General features: G+C 57.6%; 22 protein-coding genes and 4 tRNA genes. 6 read left to right on the plus strand and 20 right to left on the minus strand.

The annotated features are described in order from the left end of the window. The first annotated feature begins 4 nt into the window (after positions 1-4). Complete coding sequence (locus EXW71_RS04640; protein WP_123717880.1) at positions 5-1,033, plus strand: AraC family transcriptional regulator; 1,029 nt, start codon at positions 5-7, stop codon at positions 1,031-1,033. Positions 1,034-1,385: 352 nt separating this feature from the next. Here the strand turns inward: EXW71_RS04640 and EXW71_RS04645 are convergent, their stop codons facing one another. Further along, positions 1,386-2,204, minus strand: a complete 819-nt coding sequence (locus tag EXW71_RS04645; RefSeq protein WP_134657744.1) for a DUF2242 domain-containing protein — start codon at positions 2,202-2,204, stop codon at positions 1,386-1,388. A gap of 89 nt (positions 2,205-2,293) precedes the next feature. Beyond that, entirely contained in the window at positions 2,294-3,193 is a 900-nt protein-coding gene (locus EXW71_RS04650) for a LysR family transcriptional regulator (RefSeq protein ID WP_123717882.1), read from the minus strand. 116 nt (positions 3,194-3,309) lie between these two features. On the opposite strand from EXW71_RS04650, the gene EXW71_RS04655 reads away from it, so the two are divergent. Further along, positions 3,310-4,512, plus strand: coding sequence for an MFS transporter (locus tag EXW71_RS04655; RefSeq protein ID WP_134657745.1), 1,203 nt, complete (start codon positions 3,310-3,312; stop codon positions 4,510-4,512). 199 nt (positions 4,513-4,711) lie between these two features. On the opposite strand, the gene EXW71_RS04660 is transcribed toward EXW71_RS04655, so the two are convergent. The 10 genes from EXW71_RS04660 to EXW71_RS04705 all read right to left on the minus strand — a co-directional run bounded on the left by EXW71_RS04660 (position 4,712) and on the right by EXW71_RS04705 (position 14,131). Further along, positions 4,712-6,586 (minus strand): SurA N-terminal domain-containing protein, encoded by a 1,875-nt coding sequence (locus EXW71_RS04660; protein WP_134657746.1) that lies wholly within the window; start codon positions 6,584-6,586, stop codon positions 4,712-4,714. Positions 6,587-6,816: 230 nt separating this feature from the next. Next, the gene (locus EXW71_RS04665) at positions 6,817-7,089 is read right to left on the minus strand and encodes an HU family DNA-binding protein (protein ID WP_003174819.1); all 273 of its coding nucleotides are present in this window, start codon (positions 7,087-7,089) and stop codon (positions 6,817-6,819) included. 148 nt (positions 7,090-7,237) lie between these two features. Further along, positions 7,238-9,634 carry an endopeptidase La gene (gene lon / locus EXW71_RS04670; RefSeq protein ID WP_134657747.1) on the minus strand — a complete coding sequence of 799 codons (2,397 nt, stop codon included), beginning with the start codon at positions 9,632-9,634 and terminating at the stop codon, positions 7,238-7,240. Positions 9,635-9,823: 189 nt separating this feature from the next. Continuing rightward, on the minus strand, positions 9,824-11,107 hold the full coding sequence (gene clpX / locus EXW71_RS04675; RefSeq protein WP_003238279.1) for an ATP-dependent Clp protease ATP-binding subunit ClpX: 1,284 nt from the start codon (positions 11,105-11,107) through the stop codon (positions 9,824-9,826). 112 nt (positions 11,108-11,219) lie between these two features. Then, positions 11,220-11,855 (minus strand): ATP-dependent Clp endopeptidase proteolytic subunit ClpP, encoded by a 636-nt coding sequence (gene clpP, locus EXW71_RS04680; protein WP_016974096.1) that lies wholly within the window; start codon positions 11,853-11,855, stop codon positions 11,220-11,222. 91 nt (positions 11,856-11,946) lie between these two features. Continuing rightward, a complete protein-coding gene (gene tig, locus EXW71_RS04685; RefSeq protein ID WP_134657748.1) occupies positions 11,947-13,257 on the minus strand; it encodes a trigger factor in 1,311 nt (436 codons plus the stop codon). 392 nt (positions 13,258-13,649) lie between these two features. Continuing rightward, a tRNA-His gene (locus EXW71_RS04690) sits at positions 13,650-13,725 on the minus strand. 79 nt (positions 13,726-13,804) lie between these two features. Next, positions 13,805-13,889, minus strand: a tRNA-Leu gene (locus tag EXW71_RS04695). 57 nt (positions 13,890-13,946) lie between these two features. Beyond that, positions 13,947-14,022 (minus strand) — tRNA-His (locus tag EXW71_RS04700). A gap of 32 nt (positions 14,023-14,054) precedes the next feature. Beyond that, positions 14,055-14,131 (minus strand) — tRNA-Arg (locus EXW71_RS04705). Positions 14,132-14,406: 275 nt separating this feature from the next. Here EXW71_RS04705 and folD point away from each other — a divergent pair. The 3 genes from folD (at position 14,407) to EXW71_RS04720 (ending at position 16,281) form a co-directional block, all read left to right on the plus strand. Next, positions 14,407-15,261 (plus strand): bifunctional methylenetetrahydrofolate dehydrogenase/methenyltetrahydrofolate cyclohydrolase FolD, encoded by an 855-nt coding sequence (gene folD, locus EXW71_RS04710; protein ID WP_123717885.1) that lies wholly within the window; start codon positions 14,407-14,409, stop codon positions 15,259-15,261. Between the two features lie 352 nt (positions 15,262-15,613). Then, entirely contained in the window at positions 15,614-15,823 is a 210-nt protein-coding gene (locus EXW71_RS04715) for a hypothetical protein (RefSeq protein WP_134657749.1), read from the plus strand. 95 nt (positions 15,824-15,918) lie between these two features. Then, a complete protein-coding gene (locus EXW71_RS04720) occupies positions 15,919-16,281 on the plus strand; it encodes a hypothetical protein (protein WP_134657750.1) in 363 nt (120 codons plus the stop codon). Between the two features lie 32 nt (positions 16,282-16,313). Here EXW71_RS04720 and umuC read toward each other — a convergent pair whose 3' ends face one another. The 3 genes from umuC to EXW71_RS04735 all read right to left on the minus strand — a co-directional run bounded on the left by umuC (position 16,314) and on the right by EXW71_RS04735 (position 18,312). After that, positions 16,314-17,588 (minus strand): translesion error-prone DNA polymerase V subunit UmuC, encoded by a 1,275-nt coding sequence (gene umuC / locus EXW71_RS04725; RefSeq protein ID WP_134657751.1) that lies wholly within the window; start codon positions 17,586-17,588, stop codon positions 16,314-16,316. After that, positions 17,581-18,006: a LexA family transcriptional regulator gene (locus EXW71_RS04730; protein ID WP_134657752.1), complete on the minus strand. Its 426-nt coding sequence runs from the start codon at positions 18,004-18,006 to the stop codon at positions 17,581-17,583. The genes umuC and EXW71_RS04730 overlap by 8 nt, the downstream gene beginning before the upstream one ends. Positions 18,007-18,102: 96 nt before the next feature. Next, a complete protein-coding gene (locus EXW71_RS04735; protein ID WP_134657753.1) occupies positions 18,103-18,312 on the minus strand; it encodes a hypothetical protein in 210 nt (69 codons plus the stop codon). An 83-nt stretch (positions 18,313-18,395) separates the two neighbouring features. On the opposite strand from EXW71_RS04735, the gene EXW71_RS04740 reads away from it, so the two are divergent. Further along, the gene (locus EXW71_RS04740; RefSeq protein WP_134657754.1) at positions 18,396-19,082 is read left to right on the plus strand and encodes an SOS response-associated peptidase family protein; all 687 of its coding nucleotides are present in this window, start codon (positions 18,396-18,398) and stop codon (positions 19,080-19,082) included. Here EXW71_RS04740 and EXW71_RS04745 read toward each other — a convergent pair. The 5 genes from EXW71_RS04745 to EXW71_RS04775 form a co-directional block, all read right to left on the minus strand. Continuing rightward, on the minus strand, positions 19,069-19,584 hold the full coding sequence (locus EXW71_RS04745) for a lysis system i-spanin subunit Rz (protein ID WP_134657755.1): 516 nt from the start codon (positions 19,582-19,584) through the stop codon (positions 19,069-19,071). The genes EXW71_RS04740 and EXW71_RS04745 overlap by 14 nt on opposite strands. After that, the gene (locus EXW71_RS04750) at positions 19,581-20,006 is read right to left on the minus strand and encodes a structural protein (RefSeq protein WP_134657756.1); all 426 of its coding nucleotides are present in this window, start codon (positions 20,004-20,006) and stop codon (positions 19,581-19,583) included. The genes EXW71_RS04745 and EXW71_RS04750 overlap by 4 nt, the downstream gene beginning before the upstream one ends. A gap of 61 nt (positions 20,007-20,067) precedes the next feature. Then, entirely contained in the window at positions 20,068-20,304 is a 237-nt protein-coding gene (locus EXW71_RS04755) for a hypothetical protein (protein WP_134657757.1), read from the minus strand. Beyond that, positions 20,301-20,633: a hypothetical protein gene (locus tag EXW71_RS04760; protein ID WP_256657076.1), complete on the minus strand. Its 333-nt coding sequence runs from the start codon at positions 20,631-20,633 to the stop codon at positions 20,301-20,303. The genes EXW71_RS04755 and EXW71_RS04760 overlap by 4 nt, the downstream gene beginning before the upstream one ends. 1,471 nt (positions 20,634-22,104) lie before the next feature. Next, complete coding sequence (locus EXW71_RS04775; RefSeq protein ID WP_134657760.1) at positions 22,105-25,830, minus strand: phage tail protein; 3,726 nt, start codon at positions 25,828-25,830, stop codon at positions 22,105-22,107. Between the last annotated feature and the right edge of the window lie 57 nt (positions 25,831-25,887).

Below are 25,887 nucleotides of genomic sequence, written 5' to 3' on the forward strand. Positions count from 1 at the left end.
CCCCTTGAAGCCAGTGCGCCTTGGGGATCTGTCGGTGGGTTTCGTGCACACCCTGGCCGACGCCGTCCACAGCCACGGCCTTGACCCGCAACCGCTGCTGCTGCAATACGGCCTGGACCCGGCACGCCTGGCCGAGGCTGGCGCACGCCTGTCGATCCCGCGCTATATGCGCCTGGGCCACGCAGCTATCCAGCTGACCGGAGACCCAAGCCTGGGCCTGCGTATGGGCGAGCTCAGCCGCTTGAGCCAGGCCGGGCTGGCAGGCGTCACCGCCGCCCAGGCGCCCAACGTGCGCGAAGCCGCACGTACGCTGACGCGCTTCGAAGCCTTGTACGGCTCCAACTATCGCGGGCAGTCGAGCTTTCATGAGGATGCCGAAGGCGCCTGGCTGCGGTTCTACTCCATCAGCCCCTACAACGCTTACAACCGTTTTGTGGTGGACTCGATCATCGCTGGCTGGCTGCACCAATTGTCGAGCCTGGCCCAGCAACCCGTGCGTGCGCAGCGTATCGACATCGAGTTCGAAGCGCCCGAATACAGCGAACACTACAGTGCGCTCGGAGACATTCACTTCGGCGCCGACGCCAACCAACTGCGTCTGGGCCAGGAAACCCTGGCCCTGCGCAACCCACAGCACTGCCCGAGCACGTGGCATCTGTTGCTGCAGTTGTGTGAAAGGGAGTTGGAACAGCTGACCCGCACCCGCAGCCTGCGCGAGCGCATTACCCGTTTGCTCGGGCCGATGCTCAATGGCGGCCGGGAACCCGACCTGGAAGAAGTGGCGGCGCGCTTGAAGCTGCCCACCTGGACACTGCGCCGCAAACTGGCCGAAGAAGGCACTCAGTTTCGCGCGATTCTCAACGATACCCGCCGCGACTTGGCCATGACCTACATTCGCGACACGGAACTGGCGTTCGGCGAAATCGCCTACTTGCTCGGTTTTGCCTCAGCCCAGGCGTTTCAGCGGGCGTTCAGGCGGTGGAACAACCAGACCCCAGGGGAATTTCGCCGCAGCCAGCGGCATTCCGCCTGAAGTCGGGGTTACAGCTCGGTAGCGTCGTCAACCGGATCCAGCGGGTCCAATTCAAACGCCTGGTACTCCAGCAGTTCTTCCTGGTAATCGTCCATGGTCAATCCTCACTGTGTTTAATGTCGTTGCAAATAAATGACCTGCATAGACAGCCTAAAGTGCCGTGATGACGAAAAAATGTCTGCGTCATGATGTTCCTGCACTCAAGCGTTAAACGTTATTGACCAATCAATCGACGAAAACTGCCCGCATCCCGCGGCCCCGAAGGCGCGGAAGATGAAGGGTGCGAGGCGGCAAGCAGGCTCAGGTGCAACTGACGGGCAGTGGCTCAAGCCTGCGCGGGGTGCAGCCTGATTTACTGCGCAGGCGTCGGCAGGGGCGGGATCGCCTCTGTCGGCGGCGGCAGATCGGTGCGCGTGGCTGCCGGTGCGGGTTCCGCTTGCGGCACAATCGGCGCGGCCTCGGCGGGCGGCGTGACTGGCTGTGAAACGGCTGGCTGTGAAACGGCAGGCGTCGAAACGGCTGGCGACGAAGCGGCTGGCACGTCCTTCGGTGGTTCAACCTTCTCCGCAGCGGGTGCAGCTTTAGGCTCCGGGATCCCTAGCTCAGCTTTAGGCTGCTCGGGGGCCTGCTCGGCCGGCTTGGCTTCCTGCGGCAGGAACACATCCACCAGCGCGAAGTAACGCTCGTAGAACTTCGGTGCCGATACGGTCTCACTCGCCACCTTCACCATCGAGTCGTCGGTGGAACCGATGGGCATCGACACGGAGCCCAGTACGCCCACACCCAGGCTCGCGGAATTGTTGACCTTCTTCAGCGCATACCGATCCTGCAAGGCGTTGGCAAACATCGTCGAATGATTGTTGCCCTTGCCATCATTGGCGCACACCACATTGAAACTGATCTGCATGTGGGTTTCGCCGGTTTGCTGGAAGCTCTTGTTACCCACGACCAGTTTAGGATCGCTGCTGGTGATGATGTAGCCCTGGCTCAGCAGTGCTCGACGCGCCGCCTCGCAGGACGCAGTAGCGCTGACCGGATAATCACGGGAAAACGTACCGGAATCGTCGAAGTTCTCATGTTCATAAATAGCGGTCTTGGGCGACGAGCAGCCCGCGGCGCCCGCCAACACAAGCGCCAACCCGAGGCTACGCACGTGAAATGATGTCGACATCGAAAATCCTGAGGAAAACAGTCAGGGCGGTATTGTGCAACAGAACGAGACCTTGGCGCGCGTATTCCTGTCGGTAAAACGTCACAGATCTACGGAGCAGTCCCCACAGGGAAAAGCCCGGCGCACATGTGGTCGATAAATACACGCAGTTTGGCTGACGCATGACGGCTTGATGGCCATAACAACCAGAAACTGCCGCGGTGTTCGAGGTGGTCGTCGAGCACCCGTCGCAAACGTCCTTGCCGCACCGCGTCATTGACCATGAAGTCCGGCAGGCAGGCGATGCCCAAGCCTTCGAGAACCACATGCTTGAGAGATTCGATGGTGGTGCTCACCAGAGGCGTGCGCAATGTGGGCTCGGCGACGCCCGCAACCGGGCGCAACGGCCAGGGCTCCAGTTTTCCGGTGGCACAGAACTTATGGCGCAGGCACGCGTGGTGGTTCAAGTCCTGCGGACTTTGCGGGGTGCCGAATTGATCGAAGTATCCAGGCGTGCCGACCAGCACCAGTTGGTAATGCCCCAAATGGCGCGCCATCAAGCGAGAGTCTTCCGGCTTGCCGGTGCGGATCACCGCGTCAAAGCCTTCCTCGATCACATCCACCATGCGATCGGAAAAGTCCACATCCAACTCGATATCCTGATAGGCACGCATAAAGTCGCTGAGCACCGGCATCATCAGGCCACGCACTTGCGGCAAGCTGATGCGCAGCTTGCCGCGCGGAGTGGCACTGGCCGAGGTCAACTCCTGCTCGGCAGCCTCCACCTCCGCAAGAATCCTGCGCGAACGCTCCAGGAACAGCGCCCCTTCACTGGTCAACGTGATGCTACGGGTGCTGCGATGAAACAAGCGCACGCCCAGCCGCTCCTCGGTGCGTGCGATGCTCTTGCCCACGGCGGAAGACGAAATCCCCAACAGGCGGCCCGCAGCGGTGAAACTGCGGGTTTCCGCGACCTGCACAAACACTGAAAGGCTGCCCAGACTGTCCATCGCCGCACCCGGAAGATTACGGACACTATCGTCCGATAAGTTCGGAACCTTAGCCTGTTTTTCCGCAGCTGGCAGCCCCCTACTCTGCATCCTTGCCCTTTGCATGGAGACGGATCATGAGCGACTGCCCTTCAACTGCCACCCATCAAGGTGATGCGTTACCCCTTACGGGGTTGCTGGTCCTGGCCTGCGCCGGGTTTATCACCATCCTCACCGAAGCCATGCCCGCCGGGCTGCTACTGCAGATGAGCGAAGGGCTTGGCGTCTCGCCAGCCCTGGTCGGCCAACTGGTAACCTTGTATGCGCTGGGTTCGTTACTGGCCGCTATTCCGCTGACGTTCTGGACCCGTGGTTGGCGACGTCGGCCATTGCTGCTGGTAGCCATCGGCGGTTTTGCCCTGGTCAACAGCGTCACCGCGTTTTCCAGCCATTATGGGCTGACCCTGATAGCGCGTTTTTTCGCCGGGGTGTTCGCCGGATTGCTCTGGGCGCTGCTGGCCGGTTACGCAAGCCGGATGGTTGCACCGCACCTGCAAGGCCGGGCGATTGCCGTGGCCATGCTCGGAGCGCCCTTGGCGTTGTCCCTCGGTGTACCCGCAGGCACGTTCCTCGGCACCGCAGTTGGCTGGCGCCTGAGCTTTGTGATCATGACCGGCCTGACGCTGTTGCTCCTGGGGTGGGCACGCTGGCAACTGCCGGACTTCGCTGGCGAACCCGCGGGTAAACGCCTGGGGTTACGCCAAGTGCTCAGTTTGCCGGGTATTCGTCCGGTGCTCTGGGTGACTTTTACCTACGTGCTGGCCCACAACATTCTCTATACCTACATCGCTCCCCTGCTGGTGCCTGCGGGGCTGATGGCCGACATCGACCAAGTGCTGTTGGTGTTCGGTCTCGCAGCACTGATGAGCATCTGGCTGACAGGCGTGTTGATTGATCGCTGGCTACACAGGCTGCTGGTGCTCAGTTGCGCGCTGTTCGGCTTGATCGCCGTGGCACTGGCGTTCTGGATCCGCTCACCGACGGTGATCTACCTCGCGGTCGCCTTATGGGGCCTGTCGTTCGGTGGGCTGCCGGCGCTATTACAGACTGCGCTGGCCAAGTCAGCCGGAGCATCGGCGGATGCCGCGCAATCGATGCTGGTAACCGTGTGGAACCTGGGAATAGCCGGAGGTGGGTTGGCCGGTGGCGTGCTGCTTGAAGGCTGGGGAGTCATGGCGTTTCCGTGGGCAGTGGTTCTGTTGATGCTGCTGGCGCTGGCCGGTGCCGCACAGACTGCGCCCCAACAGCTGCCCCGGCCAGCCGTCCACGTCAAAAACTGAGGTGCGCTCATCTGCTCAGCCCCCCTGAAAACGCACCTGCACGAACCCACCCCATGGGAAACCACACCTCGTCGAATATCAGTAATACCGCGGGAGCGTCCACCCTATTCGCAGGCCACATTACCTACCCGTGGGTTTCCTGGCGCACATAAAAAACCCCCGGTCTTTTCAGGCCGGGGGCTTCTCATTCAGACCGCCATCAGAACTTCTTGATGTCAGCCTTGGCTTCCAACTGCTTGCGGTACGCCGCGAAGTCTTGCTGGCCAACACGCGAAGCGAGGAAGCGGCGGTATTGCGCCTTTTCTTCGTCCGACGGGGCAGCCGCTTCGTTGACGCCGTTCAAGCGCACCAGCATCAGGCTGCCATCAGCCAGAGTCACGGTGGTGAACGTCGGCTTGTCCTTGCTTGCGGGCTTGGGCATACGGAACACAGCTTGCAGCACCGCTGGATCAATCGCTTCCGCGTTACGGGTAGCTGCTTCAGTAACCTTCCAGGCCTGGCCGTCGACCGGCTGGTTCAACGAGGTCTTGCCGTCACGCAAACTGGCGATCAGCTCGTCAGCATGAGCCTTGGCAGCCGCGATGGCGCGCTCCTTGGTCATCTGGGTACGGATCGCTGCAGAGACCTTTTCCAGCGGCAGTTGCGCAGGCTTGAGGTGCTCTTTGGCACGCAACACGACGATGGTTTCCGGGTCCAGTTCGATGGCGGTACTGTTGGCGCCCTCATCCAGCACTTCCGGGCTGAACGCAGCAGTGACCACGGCGCGGTTGGCCGCGATACCTTCACCACCTTCACGGCCAAACGGCGCGGAGGTATGCACGGTCAGCTTCAGGTCAGACGCCGGCTGGGCCAGGTCGGAGGCTTCGAAAGCCGCATCTTCCAATTGCTTGGTGGCTTCGACAAAGCGCTGCTCAACCTGTTGGGTCTTGAGCTCGCGAGTCAGCTTGTCTTTCAGGCTGGCAAACGATGGCACCTGCGGTGCTTCAACGCCCAACAATTTGATCAAGTGCCAACCGAAGGTAGTGCGCACCGGTGCCGACACCTGGTCCTTGTTCAAGGCATACAGGGCGGTTTCGAAATCCGGATCGTAGACGCCAGGACCGGCGAAACCGAGGTCACCGCCATTGTTGGCCGAACCCGGATCCTGGGAGAACTCCTTGGCCAGGGCTTCGAACTTCTCACCCTTGGCCAGGCGTGCCTGGATCTCTTCGATCTTGGCCTTGGCTTGCGCGTCGGTAGTCTTGTCGTTGACTTCAATCAGGATATGCGCGGCACGACGCTGTTCAGCGAGGTTGGCGGTTTCTTTCTGATAGGCAGCCTGCAGTTCATCGTCCTTGACGGTGACCTGGTCGAAGAAGGAAGACTTCTTCAGTTCCAGATAGTCGATGACGACCTGGTCCGGGGTCATGAACTCTTTGGCGTGCTGGTCGTAGTAAGCCTTGACCTCGTCGTCGGTGAGCTTCACCGCCGCAGGGTCGGCCTTGATATTGACGGTAGCGAAATCGCGGGTCTGTTTTTCCAGACGGGCAAATGCAAGCACTTCAGCGTCGGTGACGAAACCGCTGCCGGCAATACCTGCGCGAACCTGGCCGATCAACATTTCCTGGGTCAGCATCTGCCGGAACTGCATACGGCTGTAGCCCAGTTGGCGGATTACCTGATCAAAACGTTCGGCACTGAACTTGCCGTCCACCTGGAATTCCGGCGTCTGCAGGATCACTTGGTCCAAGGCCGCGTCGGAGAAACCGAACTTGGAATCCGCAGCGCCTTGCAGCAGCAGCTTACGATCGATCAGCCCTTTGAGGGCTGCGTCGCGCAGCAATTTCTCGTCCAGCAGGGAAGCATCGAAATCCTTGCCCAGCTGTTGCATCAGCTGGCGACGTTGCATATCGACGGCCTGGCTCAATTCGGCCTGGGTGATTTCTTCACCGTTGACCTTGGCCACGTCCTGCTTGTTGTTGGTCGAAGCCTGAAAAATGGCCTCGATACCGGTGAACGCCATCAATGCGACGATGATCCCGATAATGGTCTTGGCAATCCAGCCTTGTGAATTGTCCCTGATATTTTGCAGCATGCGTCCCCCAGAAACGGTTGAACTTCAAGATTAGGCAACCGTGGAGCGTGGGTAGAGTCCGGATAGAAGAAAGGCGCATCCGAGGATGCGCCTTCTCGTAACTGGCGGAGCGGACGGGGGTTTGAACCCACACCCCCGGCGTGGCGACCCGTTGGATACTTGGGTCAGCTGCCGCTCCGCTGCCAGGTCAGACCTGCGTCTGGCCCGGGTAGGTAAGGCTTGAGCGAAGCTTAGTTAACGGCTTCTTTCAGGGCTTTACCGGCTTTGAAACCTGGTTTCTTGGCAGCAGCGATTTGCAGTGCTTTGCCGGTCTGTGGGTTACGGCCAGTGCGAGCTGGGCGGTCAGTCACAGAGAAAGTACCGAAGCCTACCAGTACCACGGAGTCGCCGGCCTTCAGAGCGCCAGTGACGGATTCGATTACTGCGTCCAGCGCACGGCCAGCAGCAGCTTTCGGGATATCAGCGGATGCAGCGATAGCATCAATCAGTTCCGACTTGTTCACTCTAAGTCCCCTTATATATCTATTGAGTATGATTCTAAGTTTTTTGGTGAAAGCAAAAACCAGTGCTGAATGGCCTACAGACACTTAAGAGCCGCTTTATAACAAGGGCTCTAAAAAGCTGTCAAGGAAGCCCCCAGGCTTAATCGCGTTAATGCGTGCTAATTCTTTCCTTGGAATCAGACTCGCGCTTTTCATCCTTAGCGACGATCTCCGGAGCCACATCCGGCAAGGGCTCCGGCGCGTATTGCAGCGCAATTTGCAGGACCTCGTCAATCCATTTAACCGGTTTAATCTGAAGATCCTGCTTGATATTGTCAGGAATTTCCTTCAAGTCGCGAACATTCTCTTCAGGAATGATGACTGTCTTGATACCGCCTCGGTGCGCGGCCAGCAACTTCTCTTTCAAACCACCGATGGCCAATACCTGACCACGCAGGGTAATTTCTCCGGTCATGGCCACATCCGCTCGCACAGGAATGCCGGTCAATGCCGAGACCAACGCCGTGCACATGCCTACGCCGGCGCTAGGGCCGTCTTTCGGGGTCGCCCCTTCCGGCATGTGGATATGAGTGTCGTGCTTCTCATGGAAGTCCAGGGGGATGCCCAGGCTCTTGGCGCGGCTGCGCACCACGGTTTGCGCGGCGGTGATCGACTCGAGCATCACATCACCCAGCGAGCCGGTCTTGATCAACTGGCCTTTGCCGGGGATTACCACCGCTTCGATGGTCAGCAATTCGCCGCCCACCTGGGTCCACGCCAGGCCAGTCACCTGCCCTACCTGGTCCTGCTGCTCAGCCAGGCCGTAACGGAATTTACGCACGCCCAGGAAGTGTTCCAGGGAGTCCGGAGTCACCTTCACGGAGAAGCGTTTTTCCAGCGCATGTTCCTTCACGGCTTTGCGGCAGATCTTCGCAATCTGGCGCTCAAGCCCCCGCACACCGGCCTCGCGGGTGTAATAGCGGACGATGTCGCGGATCGTCTCGACCTCAAATTCGATCTCACCCTTTTTCAGGCCGTTGGCCGAAATCTGCTTGGGCGCGAGGTATTTGACAGCGATGTTGATCTTCTCGTCTTCGGTGTAGCCCGGCAGACGAATCACTTCCATCCGGTCCAGCAAGGCCGGCGGGATGTTCATGGAGTTGGAGGTGCACAGGAACATTACATCGGAGAGGTCGTAATCGACTTCCAGGTAATGGTCGTTGAAATTATGGTTCTGCTCAGGGTCGAGCACTTCCAGCAAAGCCGACGCCGGATCGCCACGCATGTCGCTGCCCATTTTGTCGATTTCATCGAGCAGGAACAGCGGGTTGCGCACACCCACCTTTGTCATCTTTTGAATCAATCTTCCTGGCATCGAACCGATGTAAGTCCGACGATGACCACGGATCTCCGCTTCATCACGCACACCGCCGAGGGCCATGCGTACGAATTTACGGTTGGTGGCATTGGCGATGGACTCGGCCAGGGAGGTTTTACCCACGCCAGGAGGGCCGACCAGGCATAACACCGGACCCCGAATCTTCTTCACGCGCTTTTGCACGGCGAGGTATTCAAGGATGCGTTCTTTGACTTCTTCGAGGCCGTAGTGGTCGGCGTCGAGGATATCTTCAGCACGTGCCAGGTCCAGGCGCACCTTGGTCTGGGCCTTCCACGGCACTTGCACCAGCCAATCGATGTAAGAGCGAACCACGGTGGCTTCGGCCGACATCGGCGACATTTGCTTGAGCTTGTTCAGCTCGGCGGTGGCTTTGGCCAGGGCGTCTTTAGGCAGACCGGCGGCATCGATGCGCTTTTTCAGCTCTTCGATTTCGTTGTGGCCTTCCTCGCTGTCGCCAAGCTCCTTCTGAATGGCCTTCATCTGCTCATTCAGATAGTACTCGCGCTGACTGCGCTCCATTTGTTTCTTCACGCGCCCACGGATGCGCTTCTCAACCTGCAACAGGTCGATTTCGCCATCCAGCAGTGCCAGTACATGTTCAACACGGGCCGGCAGGTCGATGATTTCTAGAATGTCCTGCTTCTGCTCGATTTTCAGCGCCATGTGCGCAGCCATGGTGTCGACCAGGCGGCTTGGCTCATCAATGCTGTTGAGAGAGGACAAGACTTCAGCCGGGACTTTCTTGCCCAACTGCACATACTGCTCGAACTGGGAGAGCAGGCTGCGAACAAAGACTTCGGATTCGCGTTCAGGCGCTTCGACTTCGTCGATCAACGCGACTTCGGCACGCAGGTGGCCGTCCACCTCCATGAAACGCTCGACAGCACCACGCTGTTCGCCCTCCACCAGCACCTTGACGGTGCCATCAGGCAGCTTGAGCAATTGCAGCACGGTAGCAACAGTACCGACGCGATACAGGGCATCTTCGCCTGGATCATCATCAGCAGGATTCTTCTGGGCCAACAGCAGGATCTGCTTGTCGCCCGTCATCGCAGCCTCGAGGGCTTCGATAGACTTCTCGCGCCCCACGAACAGCGGGATAACCATGTGCGGATAGACGACGACATCACGCAACGGCAGGAGAGGCAATTCGATGGTTGTCTTCATGATTTCGCCTCTATGACAGTTGAAAAATAAGCTTGAAGCCAAGATGGGGGCTGCTTGCAAAAAAAACAAGCTCAATGCCTGCAGTTAAACGCATGAATAGACATGAATTTAAAAGCCGTCCTGAAAAACCACCCCAAAAAACAAAGGGGCCCCGAAAGGCCCCTTGCTTGTACTGCAACTGCAAAACGCTTACGCGTCCGGCGCAGCCTTGGCAGTCGGCTCACTGTTTTCGTAGATATACAGTGGCTTGGACTTGCCTTCGATAACGCTTTCGTCGATCACCACTTTACTCACCTCGGACTGCGAGGGGATTTCGTACATGGTGTCGAGCAACACGCCCTCAAGGATCGAACGCAGACCACGTGCACCGGTCTTGCGCTCCAACGCGCGCTTGGCCACTGATTTGAGCGCGTCGGTACGGAACTCGAGGTCCACACCTTCCATCTCGAACAGCTTGGCGTATTGCTTGGTCAGGGCGTTTTTCGGCTCGGTGAGGATCTGAATCAGAGCCGCCTCATCCAACTCGTCCAACGTGGCCAGGACCGGCAGACGGCCAACGAATTCCGGGATCAGACCGAACTTGACCAAATCGTCAGGTTCGACTTCACGCAGGGACTCGCCCACCTTCTTGCCTTCTTCCTTGCTGCGCACTTCGGCACTGAAGCCGATGCCACCACGGGTGGAGCGCTGCTGGATAACTTTCTCCAGACCGGAGAACGCACCGCCACAGATGAACAGGATATTGCGCGTATCAACCTGAAGGAATTCCTGCTGCGGATGCTTGCGACCACCTTGGGGCGGAACGGAAGCAACCGTGCCTTCGATCAGTTTCAACAGGGCCTGCTGCACGCCTTCACCGGAAACATCCCGGGTGATGGAGGGGTTGTCCGACTTACGCGAAATCTTGTCGATTTCGTCGATGTAGACAATACCCATCTGGGCCTTCTCTACGTCGTAGTCGCACTTCTGCAGCAACTTTTGAATGATGTTCTCGACGTCTTCGCCCACGTAGCCAGCCTCGGTGAGGGTGGTGGCGTCAGCGATGGTGAACGGAACGTTCAGCAGGCGAGCGAGGGTTTCTGCAAGCAGGGTTTTACCCGAGCCTGTAGGGCCGATCAGCAAGATGTTGCTCTTGCCGAGTTCAACTTCGTCACCTTTCTTGTCACGCTGGTTCAAGCGCTTGTAGTGGTTGTACACCGCTACGGCCAGAACCTTCTTTGCACGCTCTTGACCAATCACGTACTGGTCAAGGATGCCGCTGATTTCTTTAGGCGAAGGCAATTTATGCGCACTGCTCTCGGCCTGGGCTTCCTGCACCTCCTCGCGGATGATGTCATTGCACAGGTCGACGCACTCGTCGCAGATAAACACCGAGGGGCCGGCAATCAATTTGCGTACTTCATGCTGGCTTTTGCCACAGAAGGAGCAATAGAGCAGCTTGCCGTTGTCCTCGCCGTTGCGGGTGTCAGTCATTCGTTCGATCCAAATCCGATAGGCTTGCAACACAAGATGAAGGCTTATGCGGGCTTTTTCAAGCCCGCCGGTGGTCGGACATGCCGACCAGCCCTATTTTGAGCGGCTTATATTAAGCGGGGCGCTTGTCGATCACTGCATCGATCAGCCCGTATTCACGCGCGGCCTCGGCACTCATGAAGTTGTCGCGATTGGTATCGCGCTCGATTTCTTCCAGGGTGCGCCCGCTGTGCTTGGCCATCAGCGTGTTGAGACGCTCACGAATAAACAGGATTTCCTTGGCGTGGATTTCGATGTCCGACGCCTGGCCCTGGAAGCCGCCCAGCGGCTGGTGAATCATCACGCGGGAGTTAGGCAGGCAGAAACGCTTGCCCTCGGCACCGGCTGTCAGCAGGAATGCGCCCATGCTGCACGCCTGGCCGATGCACGTGGTCGACACGTTCGGCTTGATGAACTGCATGGTGTCGTAGATCGACATACCCGCCGTCACCGAACCGCCTGGAGAGTTGATGTAGAGATGGATGTCCTTGTCCGGGTTTTCCGCTTCAAGGAACAGCAGTTGCGCACAGATCAGGTTGGCCATGTAGTCCTCTACGGGACCAACCAGAAAGATCACTCGCTCTTTGAGCAGGCGCGAGTAGATGTCGTAGGCGCGTTCGCCACGAGCAGATTGCTCGACAACCATCGGGACCAGGCCGCCAGCGGCCTGGATATCAGAGTTCTGCTGAATATAGGAATTACGGAACATGCTCTGCAGTTACTCCCAAATAGTCATGTCTTGAAAACGCATAAGCCAGCGCGAGGCTGGCTTATGGTTGTATTTCCAACGAGTTGGACAATCAGTCGGCTTGTGCTGCTTCCGCCGGCTTGACTGCTTCTTCGTAAGAGACCGCTTTATCGGTCACCTTAGCCTTCTGCAGAACAGTATCCACAACTTGTTCTTCCAGCACAACCGAACGTACTTCGTTCAGTTGCTGGTCGTTCTTGTAGTACCAAGCCACGACCTGCTCAGGCTCCTGATAGGCCGAAGCCATTTCCTGGATCATTTCGCGAACGCGATCTTCGTCAGGCTTGAGGTCGTGCTGCTTGACCACTTCAGCCACGACCAGACCCAGTACAACGCGGCGCTTGGCTTGCTCTTCGAACAGTTCGGCCGGCAGTTGGTCAGGCTTGATGTTGCCACCGAACTGCTGAACCGCTTGAACGCGCAGGCGATCCACTTCGTTGGACAGCAGCGCCTTGGGCACTTCGATCGGGTTGGCAGCCAGCAGACCGTCCATGACCTGGTTCTTGACCTTGGACTTGATGGCCTGACGCAGCTCGCGCTCCATGTTCTTGCGAACTTCGGTGCGGAAGCCTTCGATACCGGTTTCCTTGATGCCGAATTGAGCGAAGAACTCTTCGTTCAGCTCTGGCAGCTTAGGCTCGGATACGGTGTTGACGGTAACGGTGAACTCGGCGGCTTTACCGGCCAGGTCCAGGTTCTGGTAGTCAGCAGGGAAAGTCAGGTTCAGAACGCGCTCTTCGCCGGCTTTTGCGCCAACCAGGCCGTCTTCGAAACCAGGGATCATGCGGTTGGAGCCCAGCACCAACTGAGTACCCTTGGCGGAGCCGCCGGCGAAAGCTTCGCCGTCAACCTTGCCCACGAAATCGATATTCAACTGGTCTTCGTTCTGGGCGGCACGGTCGGCCACTTCGAAACGGGTGTTCTGCTTGCGCAGGATTTCCAGCATGTTGTCCAGGTCGGAATCAGCTACGTCAGCGCTCAGGCGCTCAACGGCGATATCTTCAAAGCCGGCAACGGTGAATTCTGGGAACACTTCGAATACGGCAACGTATTCCAGGTCCTTGCCAGCTTCCAGGGACTTAGGCTCGATCGATGGCGAGCCAGCCGGGTTCAGCTTGTGCTCAACCACTGCTTCGTAGAAAGAAGCCTGGATCACGTCACCCACAGCCTCCTGACGCGCATCAGCACCAAAACGACGCTTGATTTCGCTCATTGGCACTTTGCCTGGACGGAAACCAGCGATCTTGGCCTTTTGGGCAGTCTGCTGCAGACGCTTGTTGACCGCAGTCTCGATACGCTCAGCCGGCACGGTGATGCTCAGGCGACGCTCGATAGCAGTAGTATTTTCAACAGAAACTTGCATGGATATTCCTCGTTGCACAGACGTTAGCCGGCCATTTCCGACCCCAATCAAGGGCATGCATTCTAGTGGGTCAAACTCAAGAAGTCACCCTACTGGAAATACGCCCGAAAACAGCCGGCAATTTATCGGCACGAAGGCACTGAACGACCTCGCCCCGGTGACAAATTCATCCCATCACGCCAAGGCCCTGCGCCAACCCTTCTATATATAGAAGTGGCAGTTCATCGCCCTGACGGCCGACCCTCAAGGCCGACAGGCAGTGCGGCATCATCGAGATACATAAATACGACGAAACGCCCTGCCGTTGCGACCCACTACCTGCAGCCAGTGAATATTCGAAGCGCTAAAACCAAAAAAGGCGCCAGACTGTTAAATCTGGCGCCTTTCGAATATGGGGTGGACGAAGGGGATCGAACCCTCGACAACGGGAGTCACAATCCCGTGCTCTACCAACTGAGCTACGCCCACCATATTGCATCAACAAAGAACTCGAACATCTTCTTTGTTTAACCTCACCTCGCCTTGCGGCAGGGCGACGCCTGGAAATTGGTGCGGATGAAGAGACTCGAACTCTTACGCCTCTCGGCGCTGGAACCTAAATCCAGTGTGTCTACCAATTCCACCACATCCGCGCTTGAAGCTCTTAAAGCAAAGGCGCCAGACGATTAATCTGGCGCCTTTTCTAAATATGGGGTGGACGAAGGGGATCGAACCCTCGACAACGGGAGTCACAATCCCGTGCTCTACCAACTGAGCTACGCCCACCATATCGCGCTACTTGTGCCAAAGCTGCCTAATGGCGCACCCGGCAGGACTCGAACCTGCGACCATCCGCTTAGAAGGCGGATGCTCTATCCAGCTGAGCTACGGGCGCCTTATTAATCTGTACTCTTGGAGGATTACAAACTAAGTGCTTCCAGCCTTGCAGAACAACTATTCTGCTTGACCTTCTTAACCAGTGCTAGGCTGTGCCCGACAAGTGCGACGAATAGTATAGAGGCGCCGAAAACCCGTCAAATCTTTTTTGAAAAAAATTCATTTTATTTAAGGAGTTAGGGCAATTTGCAGACCAAGCGCCTTTGCCCTCACGCCCTGGCGTGCGAGAATGCGCGCACTTTTCTTCCCCCTCTCGATGGTTAATCACGCGTAATGACTGCACAACTTATCGACGGCAAATCAATCGCCGCCAGCCTGCGCCAGCAGATCGCCAAACGCGTCAGCGAGCGTAGCCAGCAAGGCCTGCGCACGCCGGGCCTTGCGGTGATCCTGGTCGGCAGCGATCCTGCCTCTCAGGTTTATGTCTCGCACAAGCGTAAAGACTGTGAAGAGGTCGGCTTTATTTCCAAGGCCTACGACTTACCTTCCGACACCACCCAGCAGGCCCTTACCGACCTGATCGACAGCCTCAACGATGACTCGTGCATCGACGGCATCCTGCTGCAACTGCCGCTGCCCGAGCACCTGGACGCCTCCAAATTGCTCGAACGCATCCGCCCGGACAAAGACGTCGACGGTTTCCACCCTTATAACGTCGGCCGCCTGGCCCAGCGTATCCCGCTGCTGCGCCCCTGCACTCCGAAAGGCATCATGACCCTGTTGGAAAGCACCGGCGTCGACTTGTATGGCCTCGACGCCGTGGTCGTCGGCGCCTCCAACATCGTCGGCCGCCCGATGGCCATGGAACTGCTGCTGGCCGGCTGCACCGTGACCGTCACCCATCGCTTCACCAAGGACCTCGCCGGCCACGTCGGCCGCGCCGACCTGGTAGTCGTCGCTGCCGGCAAGCCCGGCCTGGTCAAGGGTGAATGGATCAAGGAAGGCGCCATCGTGATCGACGTGGGCATCAACCGTCAGGAAGATGGCAAGCTGGTAGGTGACGTGGTCTACGAGACCGCCCTGCCCCGTGCCGGCTGGATCACCCCGGTGCCGGGCGGCGTCGGTCCGATGACACGGGCCTGCCTGCTGGAAAATACGCTGTACGCAGCCGAAACCCTGCATGGCTAATAACCTGCCGCACTGAAAAAGCCCCGCCTTATCGCGGGGCTTTTTAATGCACGTAATAAAACCTTTTATTGTTTGTTTTTAAGCACTTTCGTCCGGTTTCAGAAGAACATTCGACAGTTCTTCATCCATACTCCTAATATTAATTTTGAGTATCGCAAGGTTGTGCAAAGTGGCAATCCCCAGCAAAACCGGGGGTTTGCCTACTTTGTGATACTCGCCGCTCGATAGCAAAACGCGGTCATTGGTACAAAAATTGGTACGAGATTCCTACCCTCCCCCGGCGTCCTGCCGACGAACACAAACCAACCCAAAGCACCGCTGCTAAGCTGTTCACTCCACCAGAGGAACGCCGATGCCCAACTCAGACCTACTCCCCTCCCTGCTCTCAAAGCTCTACGAAAACCAACAGGCCCTTGAGGCTTCCATCATGGAGCTATCGAACTGGGTCGAGCAGCGTGGCTCCGCCGACGTAGCTGAAAACGTACGCGGCGCTCTGCATACCATCGACGAGAACGAAGAGTTCATAAAGCTGACCCTGGCCGTCCTCATGACTCCTGAGTGAGTAGTCCATCCGGAAACCACACCTCCCGTCGCCTCAAATCGCACAACGCTCAAACCTCGATTACTGTACACACATACAGTATTTGAGTTACCCAAATGAACAACATCGACGAAGACACCTCGACGTGGCTTGGATGCCCTACACCCCTGGAAATGTACAAGCACCAATGCGCGCTGCTCGAGGATGAGCTGACGACCGCCTATCGCCTGCTGAGCAAGGCACGGGCAAACGTCGCCGGCCTCGTCCAGATGAACGACCTGCTCGCCACAGGAAAAGCAGCTGCGGAAGCCGAGGCGACGAAGCTGCGGCAACAGGTGGGTACCTTAAATTTTGAGAGTTCACAAAAAGTGAATCAGATTTACGAACTTAAGATGATCGCATCGCAGAACGATTTACTATTTCGTGAGAACCAGCGGCTGCTTCTGGAACTGAACGTTCTGAGGGGGCCACGGCCCTGATATGTGGCGTCCTGCAGACTGAATAAATTCCCCTACTTGCAAGCGACCGACCAGAGCTGATCAAGCTTCGTGGTATAGCTCTGGCTCATCATCTCTCGGCGCATACCCCAGCCTGGGTTCGTGGGCACACTTGCCGAACGCAACGTCCCCCTTCCCCACCTGTCATTGATCTGGTCCAGCACACTCATCACTCTGGTGGCTTCTGTCGGCTGAGACACCGCGAATAGATCATCCGTGTATTCGCCTGGCTGGCAAAGGTTGAGCAACATCACCTCAGCCTTGCTGTATTTGAAGCCTGGTCGAAAAATTCGATCCAGGGCGTCCACCGCCGCCTTGGTCAGCAATCGCACGTCGTCAGTGGGATACGGCATATCCACCACCACGCCATTGGCATACTTCGCCTCCTCCGGGTTGAACATCCCGGTGCGGATGCAGACACGGACCTTTTTGCACAGCGAGTTCTGCGCGCGCAGCTTTTCCGAAGCCCGCATCATGTAGGTGGCCACGGCCTCCTTGATCGGTGCCAGTTCCGTCAGCCGCATGCCGAACATCCGGCTGCAGCAGATTTCCTGCTTTGGAGGATCTGGCTCGTCCAACTCCAGGCAAGAGGTGCCGGCCAGCTCCCGCGCTGTTTTCTCGATCACCACGCTGAATTTTTTGCGCAACGTCCAGGGATCGGCTTTGGCAAGGTCCATCGCTGATTTGATGCCCATGGCGTCCAGGTGAAGTTTCATTTTCCGTCCTACGCCCCACACCTCGCACACGTCAGTGTTGCGCAGCACCCAATCGCGCTTGACGGGATCGGTGATGTTTACAACGCCCCCAGTTTGGGCCTGCAGGCGCTTCGCTGTGTGGTTTGCCAACTTGGCCAAGGTCTTTGTCCCAGCAATACCAACACCGACTGTAATACCAGTGCTGCGTAGCACCTGAGCGCGAATGTTCCTGCCCAGGGGATCCAGATCCCTGATTCCTGTCAGATCCGCAAAAGCCTCGTCAATCGAATACACCTCAACAGCTGGAACCAGCGATTCAATTACGCTCATGACTCGCTGGCTCATGTCGCCGTACAACGCGTAATTAGAAGAGAAGGCGACAATCCCGTGCTGTCTAAGCTTGTGCCTGATCTGAAAATACGGTTCGCCCATTTTGACGAAGGGAGAGGCTTCATAGCTGCGCGCAATGACACAGCCATCGTTATTGCTCAAGACGACAATCGGAGTGCGAGCCAGATCCGGGCGAAAGACGCGCTCACAGCTTGCATAGAAACGGTTGCAGTCGACGAGTGCGAACACCGGCGGATTAGACATGACTGCGCACTGTGCTGGTGATAACGCCCCAGATCGACAGTTCGTCACCCTCTAAAATATACCGCGCCGGGTACTTCGGGTTCTCCGATAAAAGAATGACTTCTTTCCCGCGCTTGCAAAGCCGCTTGCACATTGGATCGTTGTTGAGCAATGCCACGACGATATGGCCGTGGGCAGGCTCAATGGATCGATCCACCACTGCGAGATCTCCCTCGAAAATCCCGGCCCCCTGCATGCTTTCACCGGTAATGGCGATCAGATAAACGTGCGGCGCCCGAATATTTAAGACCTCATCCAATGAGATGTGCTGCTCGATATGGTCAGCCGCGGGCGATGGAAATCCCGCAGGTACTCGAAACGAGCAGAAAGGCAGCTTCGTGCCACCCTCGGCGATAGGACCTAAAATTGCGAAGCTCATGACGCAGCCTTCTACAGATACTGTACGAATGTACAGTTAATATTGCAGGCGACTTTGGGTCAATTTGATGTAAGAGATATCTGACAAGCGGGCGAGTCAACCCACCTCATCTGAATAGCCAGCGGCCGCCTCTTCGACCAGCTCCTGCCATTCCTTGCCGTCTATTGCGCCGTAGGCTTTCAGATCATCGGCCAGGGCGAGGCGGATTTCATAGCGATCCTCCGGCGTCGTTGATATGAAGGCGGGGTCGCCGCGCAGCGCGAACCAGGCTTGCACTGCGTTAGCCCGCTCAATGTTGATCGTCATGACGAATACCCAAGGCCAATGTCTACAGTGTAGAGATTGGCCGGACTCCGGCTGTTCATCGGTACCGACGAGCGGAGAAGACAATGTGTGGACGCCTTTCACAGTACAGCGGCATTCATGACTTCGTCGCGGCTCTGAGCATGCCCAACGCCCTGGCGAACTCGGTTGGCGATCAACCGATTGAGCGCTACAACATCGCCCGGACAGACCGGGTTGCGTTGTTGCACATTCAGGATGACCTGCTGCGCGTCGATTCCGTGCCTTGGGGGTGGCGACCTCATTGGGCCAAAGACAGGGCCGCGCCGATCAACGCCCGCGCTGAGAGGGTCGCGCACGGCCCCTTCTTCCGGGCGATCTGGCCGCACCGGGTAATCGCGCCAATTGATAACTGGTTTGAGTGGGTGGATGAAGGCGGACCGAAGAAACAGCCCTACCTGATCCGCCGCCGGGACCGTGCCCCGGTTTTGTGCGCCTCAATTGGCCAACTGCCAGACGTCGATGAAGGCCAGGGCGAGCATGACGGCTTTGTGATCATCACCGCCGACAGTGCCGGCGGCATGGTGGACATTCACGACCGGCGGCCCGTGGTGCTGACGCCTGAACTGGCCCGGGAATGGCTGGACCCGGCCACACCCAAGGAGCGAGCCGAGCAGATGGTGTTGCGCCAAGGCGAGCCATCGGAGGTGTTCGAATGGTTCAAGGTCGATAAAGCCGTGGGCAACGTACGCAACAAAGGGCCTGAGCTGATCAGGCCTGTCAGTGAGCAATAGCTCTGACATACGCCTGGCACGCCCGCAGCGATATCACGGCGTTATCCCCGTCGTCGGTGATGGCGATAATTCTTTGAGCATGCGCTGGGTCAAGTTGGGCTCGACGGGTTGCATGAACCACGCCTGCGGCGCCGGGGGTGGTAGGCACGTTGCCGCTACTGGCTGAGTCCTCGGCAAGGAGGACTGACAGCCGCACATCAGCAGTAGCAAGGCGGTCACGCAGCATAGCCTGGTTGCGCTGGGCATCGGATAATTCCTTGGTATGTTGTTGGTCTGCGGTGGCGACGCGCTGCTCTAGGGCCAAGCGCTTATCCTGTTCGGCCTTTTGTTGCCGCCAGGCCTCGTCGGTTATCGCGTCCAAAGCTTTCTGGTGCGCCGCACCCTGCTCTGCTAACTGCTCGGCGAGCTTCTCGCCCATTCGCCACTCCTGCACCTGCCAGGCAGCGCCGAAACTCACGAGCATGGCCAGGAGTACCAGCGCAAGCTTCTGAACGGACGTCATACCAGCGCCCGCCGCACGCCTTCCGCCAGCACGGCATCAGGGTAGGCATACCCAGCGTTCTCGTGATGGATGATCGCCTTGATGAATCCAGTCATAACTTTCGGTGTGGTCAAATCGATCTCAGCGCCAGGCTGGGTACCGGTACTCATCTCAACGGCCCGCACATAGGCGGCCGTGTCGTTCTCTGCCGAGGGTGCCCACCGGCTAATGATTGCCTTCACGGTCTTGAGCCCGTACTTGCGCTGGTAGGTCAGCAGGGTTTTACCAAGGGCGCGGATACCGTTCTCGGGCGAATCGAACCTAGCGAATCGTTTCTCGACCGATGGGTCGGGCTTGAGCTGGCCCTGCCATTGGTTGGCCGGGTTGTAGTCGATGTTGCCGGGGTTACGGTTGCGCACCCCACGGGTTTCAGTGATCGGCATACTTTTCTCCAGGCAAAAAAATACCCGCTCAGGGCGGGTGATGGCGGATCGTACAAAGCGGTTAACCAGGCACGGGCGGTAGCGGGTATCGTTCCTTGATGGCTGTCACCGATTCGACCCAAGGGCCAAAGTCCGGAGCAACGCCCTTCAAGAGAGCGTCGTATGCGATCTCCAATCGAATCGGGTCCGACTCAACTTGATATGCGGCACGACGTCGCGAGCGCGCCGTTTCAAGAGCGGTTCGGTATTCCTCGGCTCTTTTCTTCTCTACTGTCACGACTTGGCTGAAATCGATCATTCCATCACCTCTTGGCTAGGCCTTGGATCAAGATCGGTGGGCAACGCTACACGTCCATCTGGCGGGTTAATTATGTCGTCCGGGTACCAAGATTTTTGCCCAGCACCTGGCCCGACGGGCATCGTGACTGTTACCACGAGATTACCGTCAACTCTCTCGACAGCATCGTTTATCCATTGGCAACCGATCGCTTGCGCAGGCAGCGTTGCGCCATCCGGCAGTGGGCCAAAGTCCAGAACAACACCATTTATTGTAAGAACGTCACCAAACTTAATAATCTCAAGATTATCATCGGACCTAGTCGAAACCAGCTTAATGATCATTTCCATTTACCTATTGCCATATAGTTGCACGTATAACTACGAGCAGCTAAAGATGAAGTAGATAGTATCAAAGGAACTCCAATACCGGCAGTTGATCCGCCGCTACCATCCCACGTAATGACACCCGAGGAAAACGACTGGCAAACAAATGCGGGAGCCTCAAGAAACCCAGCGGAAAAAGTAATACTATTTGCATACCCATAGAACAGCGACCCTAAAGCATTGGTAGCAGCGCAAGACCTTGCGACAACTCCAAAACAAATTTGGGTTCCGTCTGCATATCGAATATATCTACCATTTGCATTGGTCCCAGTCTCAAACACTGCACCGCCACTTGCGCTTCCCACGAGTGCCGCGTAGGCAGTAGGAGTAAGGTTGTCGGTGCGAGCGTATAACTCAGTCGTCATAACATTTATCTTGGCTCCAGTGCTCCGCGTAGTGTCTCCACCGGCACCTGTAGGCGCAGTTCCTAGATTTATTTCTTGTCTTGCCATGTTGCCTCCACTAACTTATTTGTTTTGCAAACAACACAGGCAGAAACAAATTATTCCCGTTGAAATCACCAATGTTTTGTAGCAAGACATTCACCGTGTTCGTTTGGTAATTGAACGTGCATGTAAGCTTGGAAAAGGTGTCTCCCCCCGGGATATCCTGGGCAATGTTGTTTATCAACATGTAGTCGCCGTTGCTAAGCGGAGATGGAGCAGACCAATAGAACGACCACCGGCCCGGTGAGTTATTGACGGAGCCATTGAACGTCCACGCGGTGATAACGGTGGTGAACTGAGCGCAAGGCGTACCGCTATCAAAAAGCAGCTTTGAGCTGCCACCCCATATCCGCATCCCGTAAGTATCCGTAGGCTTTGACTCATAAGCCGCCAGGAAGTAAGAGCCGGGGACGCCCGCCGAAGACGAGTTAGACCATCCGGTCCAATTACCCGGGCTACCGGCAATTCGCACCCATTGGAAGTTGGCGCTTGAATCGGGCCTGGCAAATATAAGCGGGGGCTCCTGAGAGGTGACTGGTGATGGAAATATAGCCCCTCCTCCCGAGTACCTTCCCGAGTAAATTATGACAAGCCTAGAGAATTCGGAGTCGAGGGTTACGACGCCTGAAGAGTTTAGGAACGTGAGACCGTAGGCCATTATCTATATCTCAAAACAAGTAATCTTTGTGTTGAAACCGCAACTGCTCCTTGTGGGTAATTCCTGTTCCTTGAGCGGACAATAACGCCACCATCGAGAACTTGCACATCGTACTGAGCGACGTTGGCGTCTTGGCTCGTTGAACTACCATTCCATGAACTGGTATTCGGCACGCAAAATGCCGTGCAGGTTGCCGGTGTAACTCCGGGTATCTGTATAACAGACCCGGTGCTTGAAAGTGGTATGAGTGCTGAATAAACAATCCTCACTGTAAACGAGTTCTCGTCAAGCTGAAGGGCGCCATTAGCGCCCCATATCTTTATTCCGCTACTCACTCGGTAAGATCTCCAATTTGAACTCGCTTAACTCCGTTTACGTCCCAGAAGCGCAAAGAACGGTTGGTCATCATGGATCGCCCCTGACCAGGTACAACTCCGTTAATCTCGAATGTCCCATCAAAGAAAAGCTTCCATCCCGACTGGCCTGCAACGTAGTTGTTGGACTGGATGTAGTTGCCGATCTTGGCGTTCGTGATCGTGCCGTCCTGGATGAATGCGGCGTTGATGAAGGTCTGCCCACCAGTTACTGCAAACGGCACCGTTCCAGCCTGACCGATGGCGAAACGGTCGGCATCGATGATGAACTGCGACTGCAATCCGCCTGGGCCGTTTTCCAGACCCAGCCCGATACCTGCGTACTTGTAGAGCCCAGTAGCGGTTTCGTACTGCATCCGCACCGACCAGCTACCCGTGACCTTGCCGTCAACCGTTTGGATGGCTGAGGTGTTGGTCTGGATCGCCAAGGTATTGCCATTTACAGCAGTCTTGACCGTTTCAATGCTGGTAGATAACGCACCCTCTGCAGTGAGCCGGGCGGTTTGCTCGGTAGCGATGGCGGCCGCGTTGTTTGCCACCTTAACCTCAACTGCTTCCGTCTTTTGGCCCTGAACCAGGTCGCCCTCGATCAGAGCGGACTGGGTAGACCAGACACCAACGTAGGCTGTCTCTGACCCCATCAGCGCGCTGCTATCGCCCTGAAGCGGCGGGTTTACCTGCAAGTAAATGCCTTCTACCCGCTCCGCCGTGGTGTTGACTTTGCCGTCGAGCGTGGTCACCGATGCCTTGAGGGTGCTAAGCCCGCTGGCCGTAGCCGTCACACCGGTGACAGGATCGTTCACCGTGGCCTTCACCGCATTGAGCTGCGAAGCCTGGGCGGTGATGTCTTGGCCGTGCTGGTTGATCGTCGCCGAGTTCTGCTGAACTTGCGTGACCAGCGCGTTCACCGTCTGCGTTACCGTGCCGATATCGACCCAGTAAGTGGCGTTCGGCGGCGAATTGCCAGCGGGCACCGCCCCAATTGCTTGATAGAGGTGCTGCCCTACTCGCACGATATCGTTCAGCGCGTACGCCTTGGCCGGGTCGTATTCAAGCGCGTCAACGATCTGGTCAATCAGCCCTTCCAACTCGTCCTTGGCAGCGTCGATGCGGCTATTCACCGAGCCAGGCCCATTACCGTCGATGAGGTTGATGCGATCCTTCAGCAGCTGGCCAAGGGACGACTCATCGATTTGCCCCTTGATCTGCTCAAGAATCGGCCCGGCATCCGAGCTGGCCTGGCCCATCACGCCGTTTACCACCGGGTAGAACGGCCCGATGTTGCCGGTACGGTCCACCAGGCGCGCCCAGAAGAACAGAGTTGCGCCCGCCAGCAGTTGCTGCATGCGGTAGTCGGCCTGCGGATAAGCCAGGTCGGCCAGTTTGGTCGCCGCCTGCAGGTTGTTTGCCGGGCCATACCACAGCTCGGTACGCTGGGTGTCTTCGGCGCCAGCAGGGAATCCCCACTTGATGCCGATGCCGAAAAGCTCGCTGGTGGTTGTGAGGAACGACACCGCCGGCGGCAGGCCGACCTTCCCTTCCAGGTTGGTCAGGTTTGAGCTTTTCCAAATCGACGAGATCTCGAAGGCGCTCACAGCACGCACTCGGGCCAGGTAAGCGCCTGAGTAGATGCCGGTGACGTCCACGCTGGTCGAGCCGGTGCGCTGCACCTTGATCCAGTTGCCGTTGTCCTTGCGCCACTCCACGTCATAGGCGACTGCGCCGGTCACGGCAGGCCACGAGATATTCATGGTGCTGATCGCTATGCCCTGGTTCACGGCGTAGCTGGATGTCAGTGTGACGGTGGCCGGTGGCGGAACCACAGTGATCGGGATGACGCTGATCGGGCGCTCTTCCAACCGCGCGCCAGTGTCGATGTGAGCAAACTTGCTCGGGTCGTACTGAATCGCCGAGATCTCGAACACGCCAGGCTCTGGCCTGGCCACGCTGACCACGCGGTACAACGGGATGGCCAGGTCGTCAGCGTCGAGCGCCCAGACCAACTCAGGCTCGGGTGCGACCGAATAAGCAACGGTGACGGTCACCTGCCGACCACTGACGAGTTGCACGGTGCGGCCTTCGCACTTACCGTCGGGCAAGTTGAGGATCAGCCTATCGCCAGGCTTGGCTTGGGTGTCGCGGTCCAGGGTGATGACCTTGCCGTTCACCGACGAGATACGCCCGCCCACGGGCCGACCGGCCAGCAGTTCGTCGGCGATCGGGATTACGTAGCCAGGCAACGGAATACGCCCGTCCAAGCCAACTTTGAAGGTAACGGCCCGGTCCTTGGAGTTGGTCAGCAGCGCCCACTTCCCGCGGCGCTGGGCCTCAGATTCACGCGTGCAGCCGATAGCACTGATCTCCAGCGGATTGTCGCCGTAGCGCCGCTGTAGCTTTTGGTCAGTCACGGCCGTGACGTCAGTGTCGTAGTTGTTCAGCGGGTTGTCGTAGCTGATCAGCGCACGCGTGTACCGGGTTCGCTCCGACGCACTGGAGTACGTGAACTTACCATCGAGGACGTTGGCCCGTGTGTAGGCAAAATCGAAGTCAGTGGCCCGCGGCATATCCGACAGGGTGAACACTTGACCCTGGGCCCAATAGGTCATCCCCCGGTAGATCGCCGAGATATCGCGCAGCAGCGACCAAGCATCAGCCTTACTCTGCAGATTCATGTTGCAGATGAAGCGCGGCTCCTGCCCGCCCTTCCCGTCCGGCACCAACTGGTCGCAGTACTGCGAGATGCGGTACAGCTCCCACTTGTCCACCATCCAAGGCTTGATGCGGCGGCCCAGGCCGAAGCGGTCCGCAGTGGTGATGTCGTAAGTCATCCAGACCGCGTTATCGGTCCACGCCTGCTTGAAGGTCCCATCCCAGACGCCACTGTATGAGCGCGAAACTGGGTCATAGTTGCTCGGCACCTGCATCTTCTTCAGCTTAGTCTCGACGGTTACTGCCGGGATGCTGCGGAACTGTTCGGCTGAAAACTCGATGTATAGCAGCGCAGTATTTGGGTAGCGGATCTTCGCGTCGATCACCTCGGTGAAGCCGGCAATCTGCATCGTGTCGGAGATTTTGTTGTTGTTCTGGTTGGGCGTCAGACGAGTGATGCGCATCAGCCAGCCGGTGGTTGCCTTAGGCAAATCGATTCGGCGGGTGCGCTCGTAAAGACTGGTGGTCTTTCCAGACACGGCCTCATTCAGAACCTCCTGATAAGCGCCGCCATCAGTAGCCAGCTCGACCTTGTAGCCGATCGCGTAACCGTTAATGTTGCCACCGGCATCTACCGACTGGAGCGCCGGCCAGGCGAAACGCACGCGCACAGCCGAAAGCTGGGTATTGGTGATGGCCCGAACCCATGGTGTGCCGCTACGCAGCTCGGTACTGATGGTGGTTTCGTTCTCGATTGAGGGAATGCCCTGGATATACGACTGATCTACCGCCCCGGTGCGCCACTCCCACTTCACGTTCGGGAAGTTCATGTTGCCCTGAGGGTCTTGCAGCGGGGTGTTGTCGAGGTAGATGTCCTTAGCCGTGGGCGTGCCTTCAAACTCGCCCTCCCCGACCGCAATCAGCATCTTGGCTATAGCGACAGAACGCAGACTATCCGGCGCCTCGGTTGGCGTTTTTGGCTTATCGGAGCCGCCCTTGGCGCCGTAGATTTCGAGCTTCTGTGCTGCGCCCATGCTTTTCTCCAGGCAAAAAAAACCGCCTCGTGGGCGGCTTGGTGGCGTTTCGTATGA

The sequence above is a fragment of the Pseudomonas sp. BCA17 genome (assembly GCF_004519405.1).
In the GTDB taxonomy this organism is placed as follows: Bacteria; Pseudomonadota; Gammaproteobacteria; order Pseudomonadales; family Pseudomonadaceae; genus Aquipseudomonas.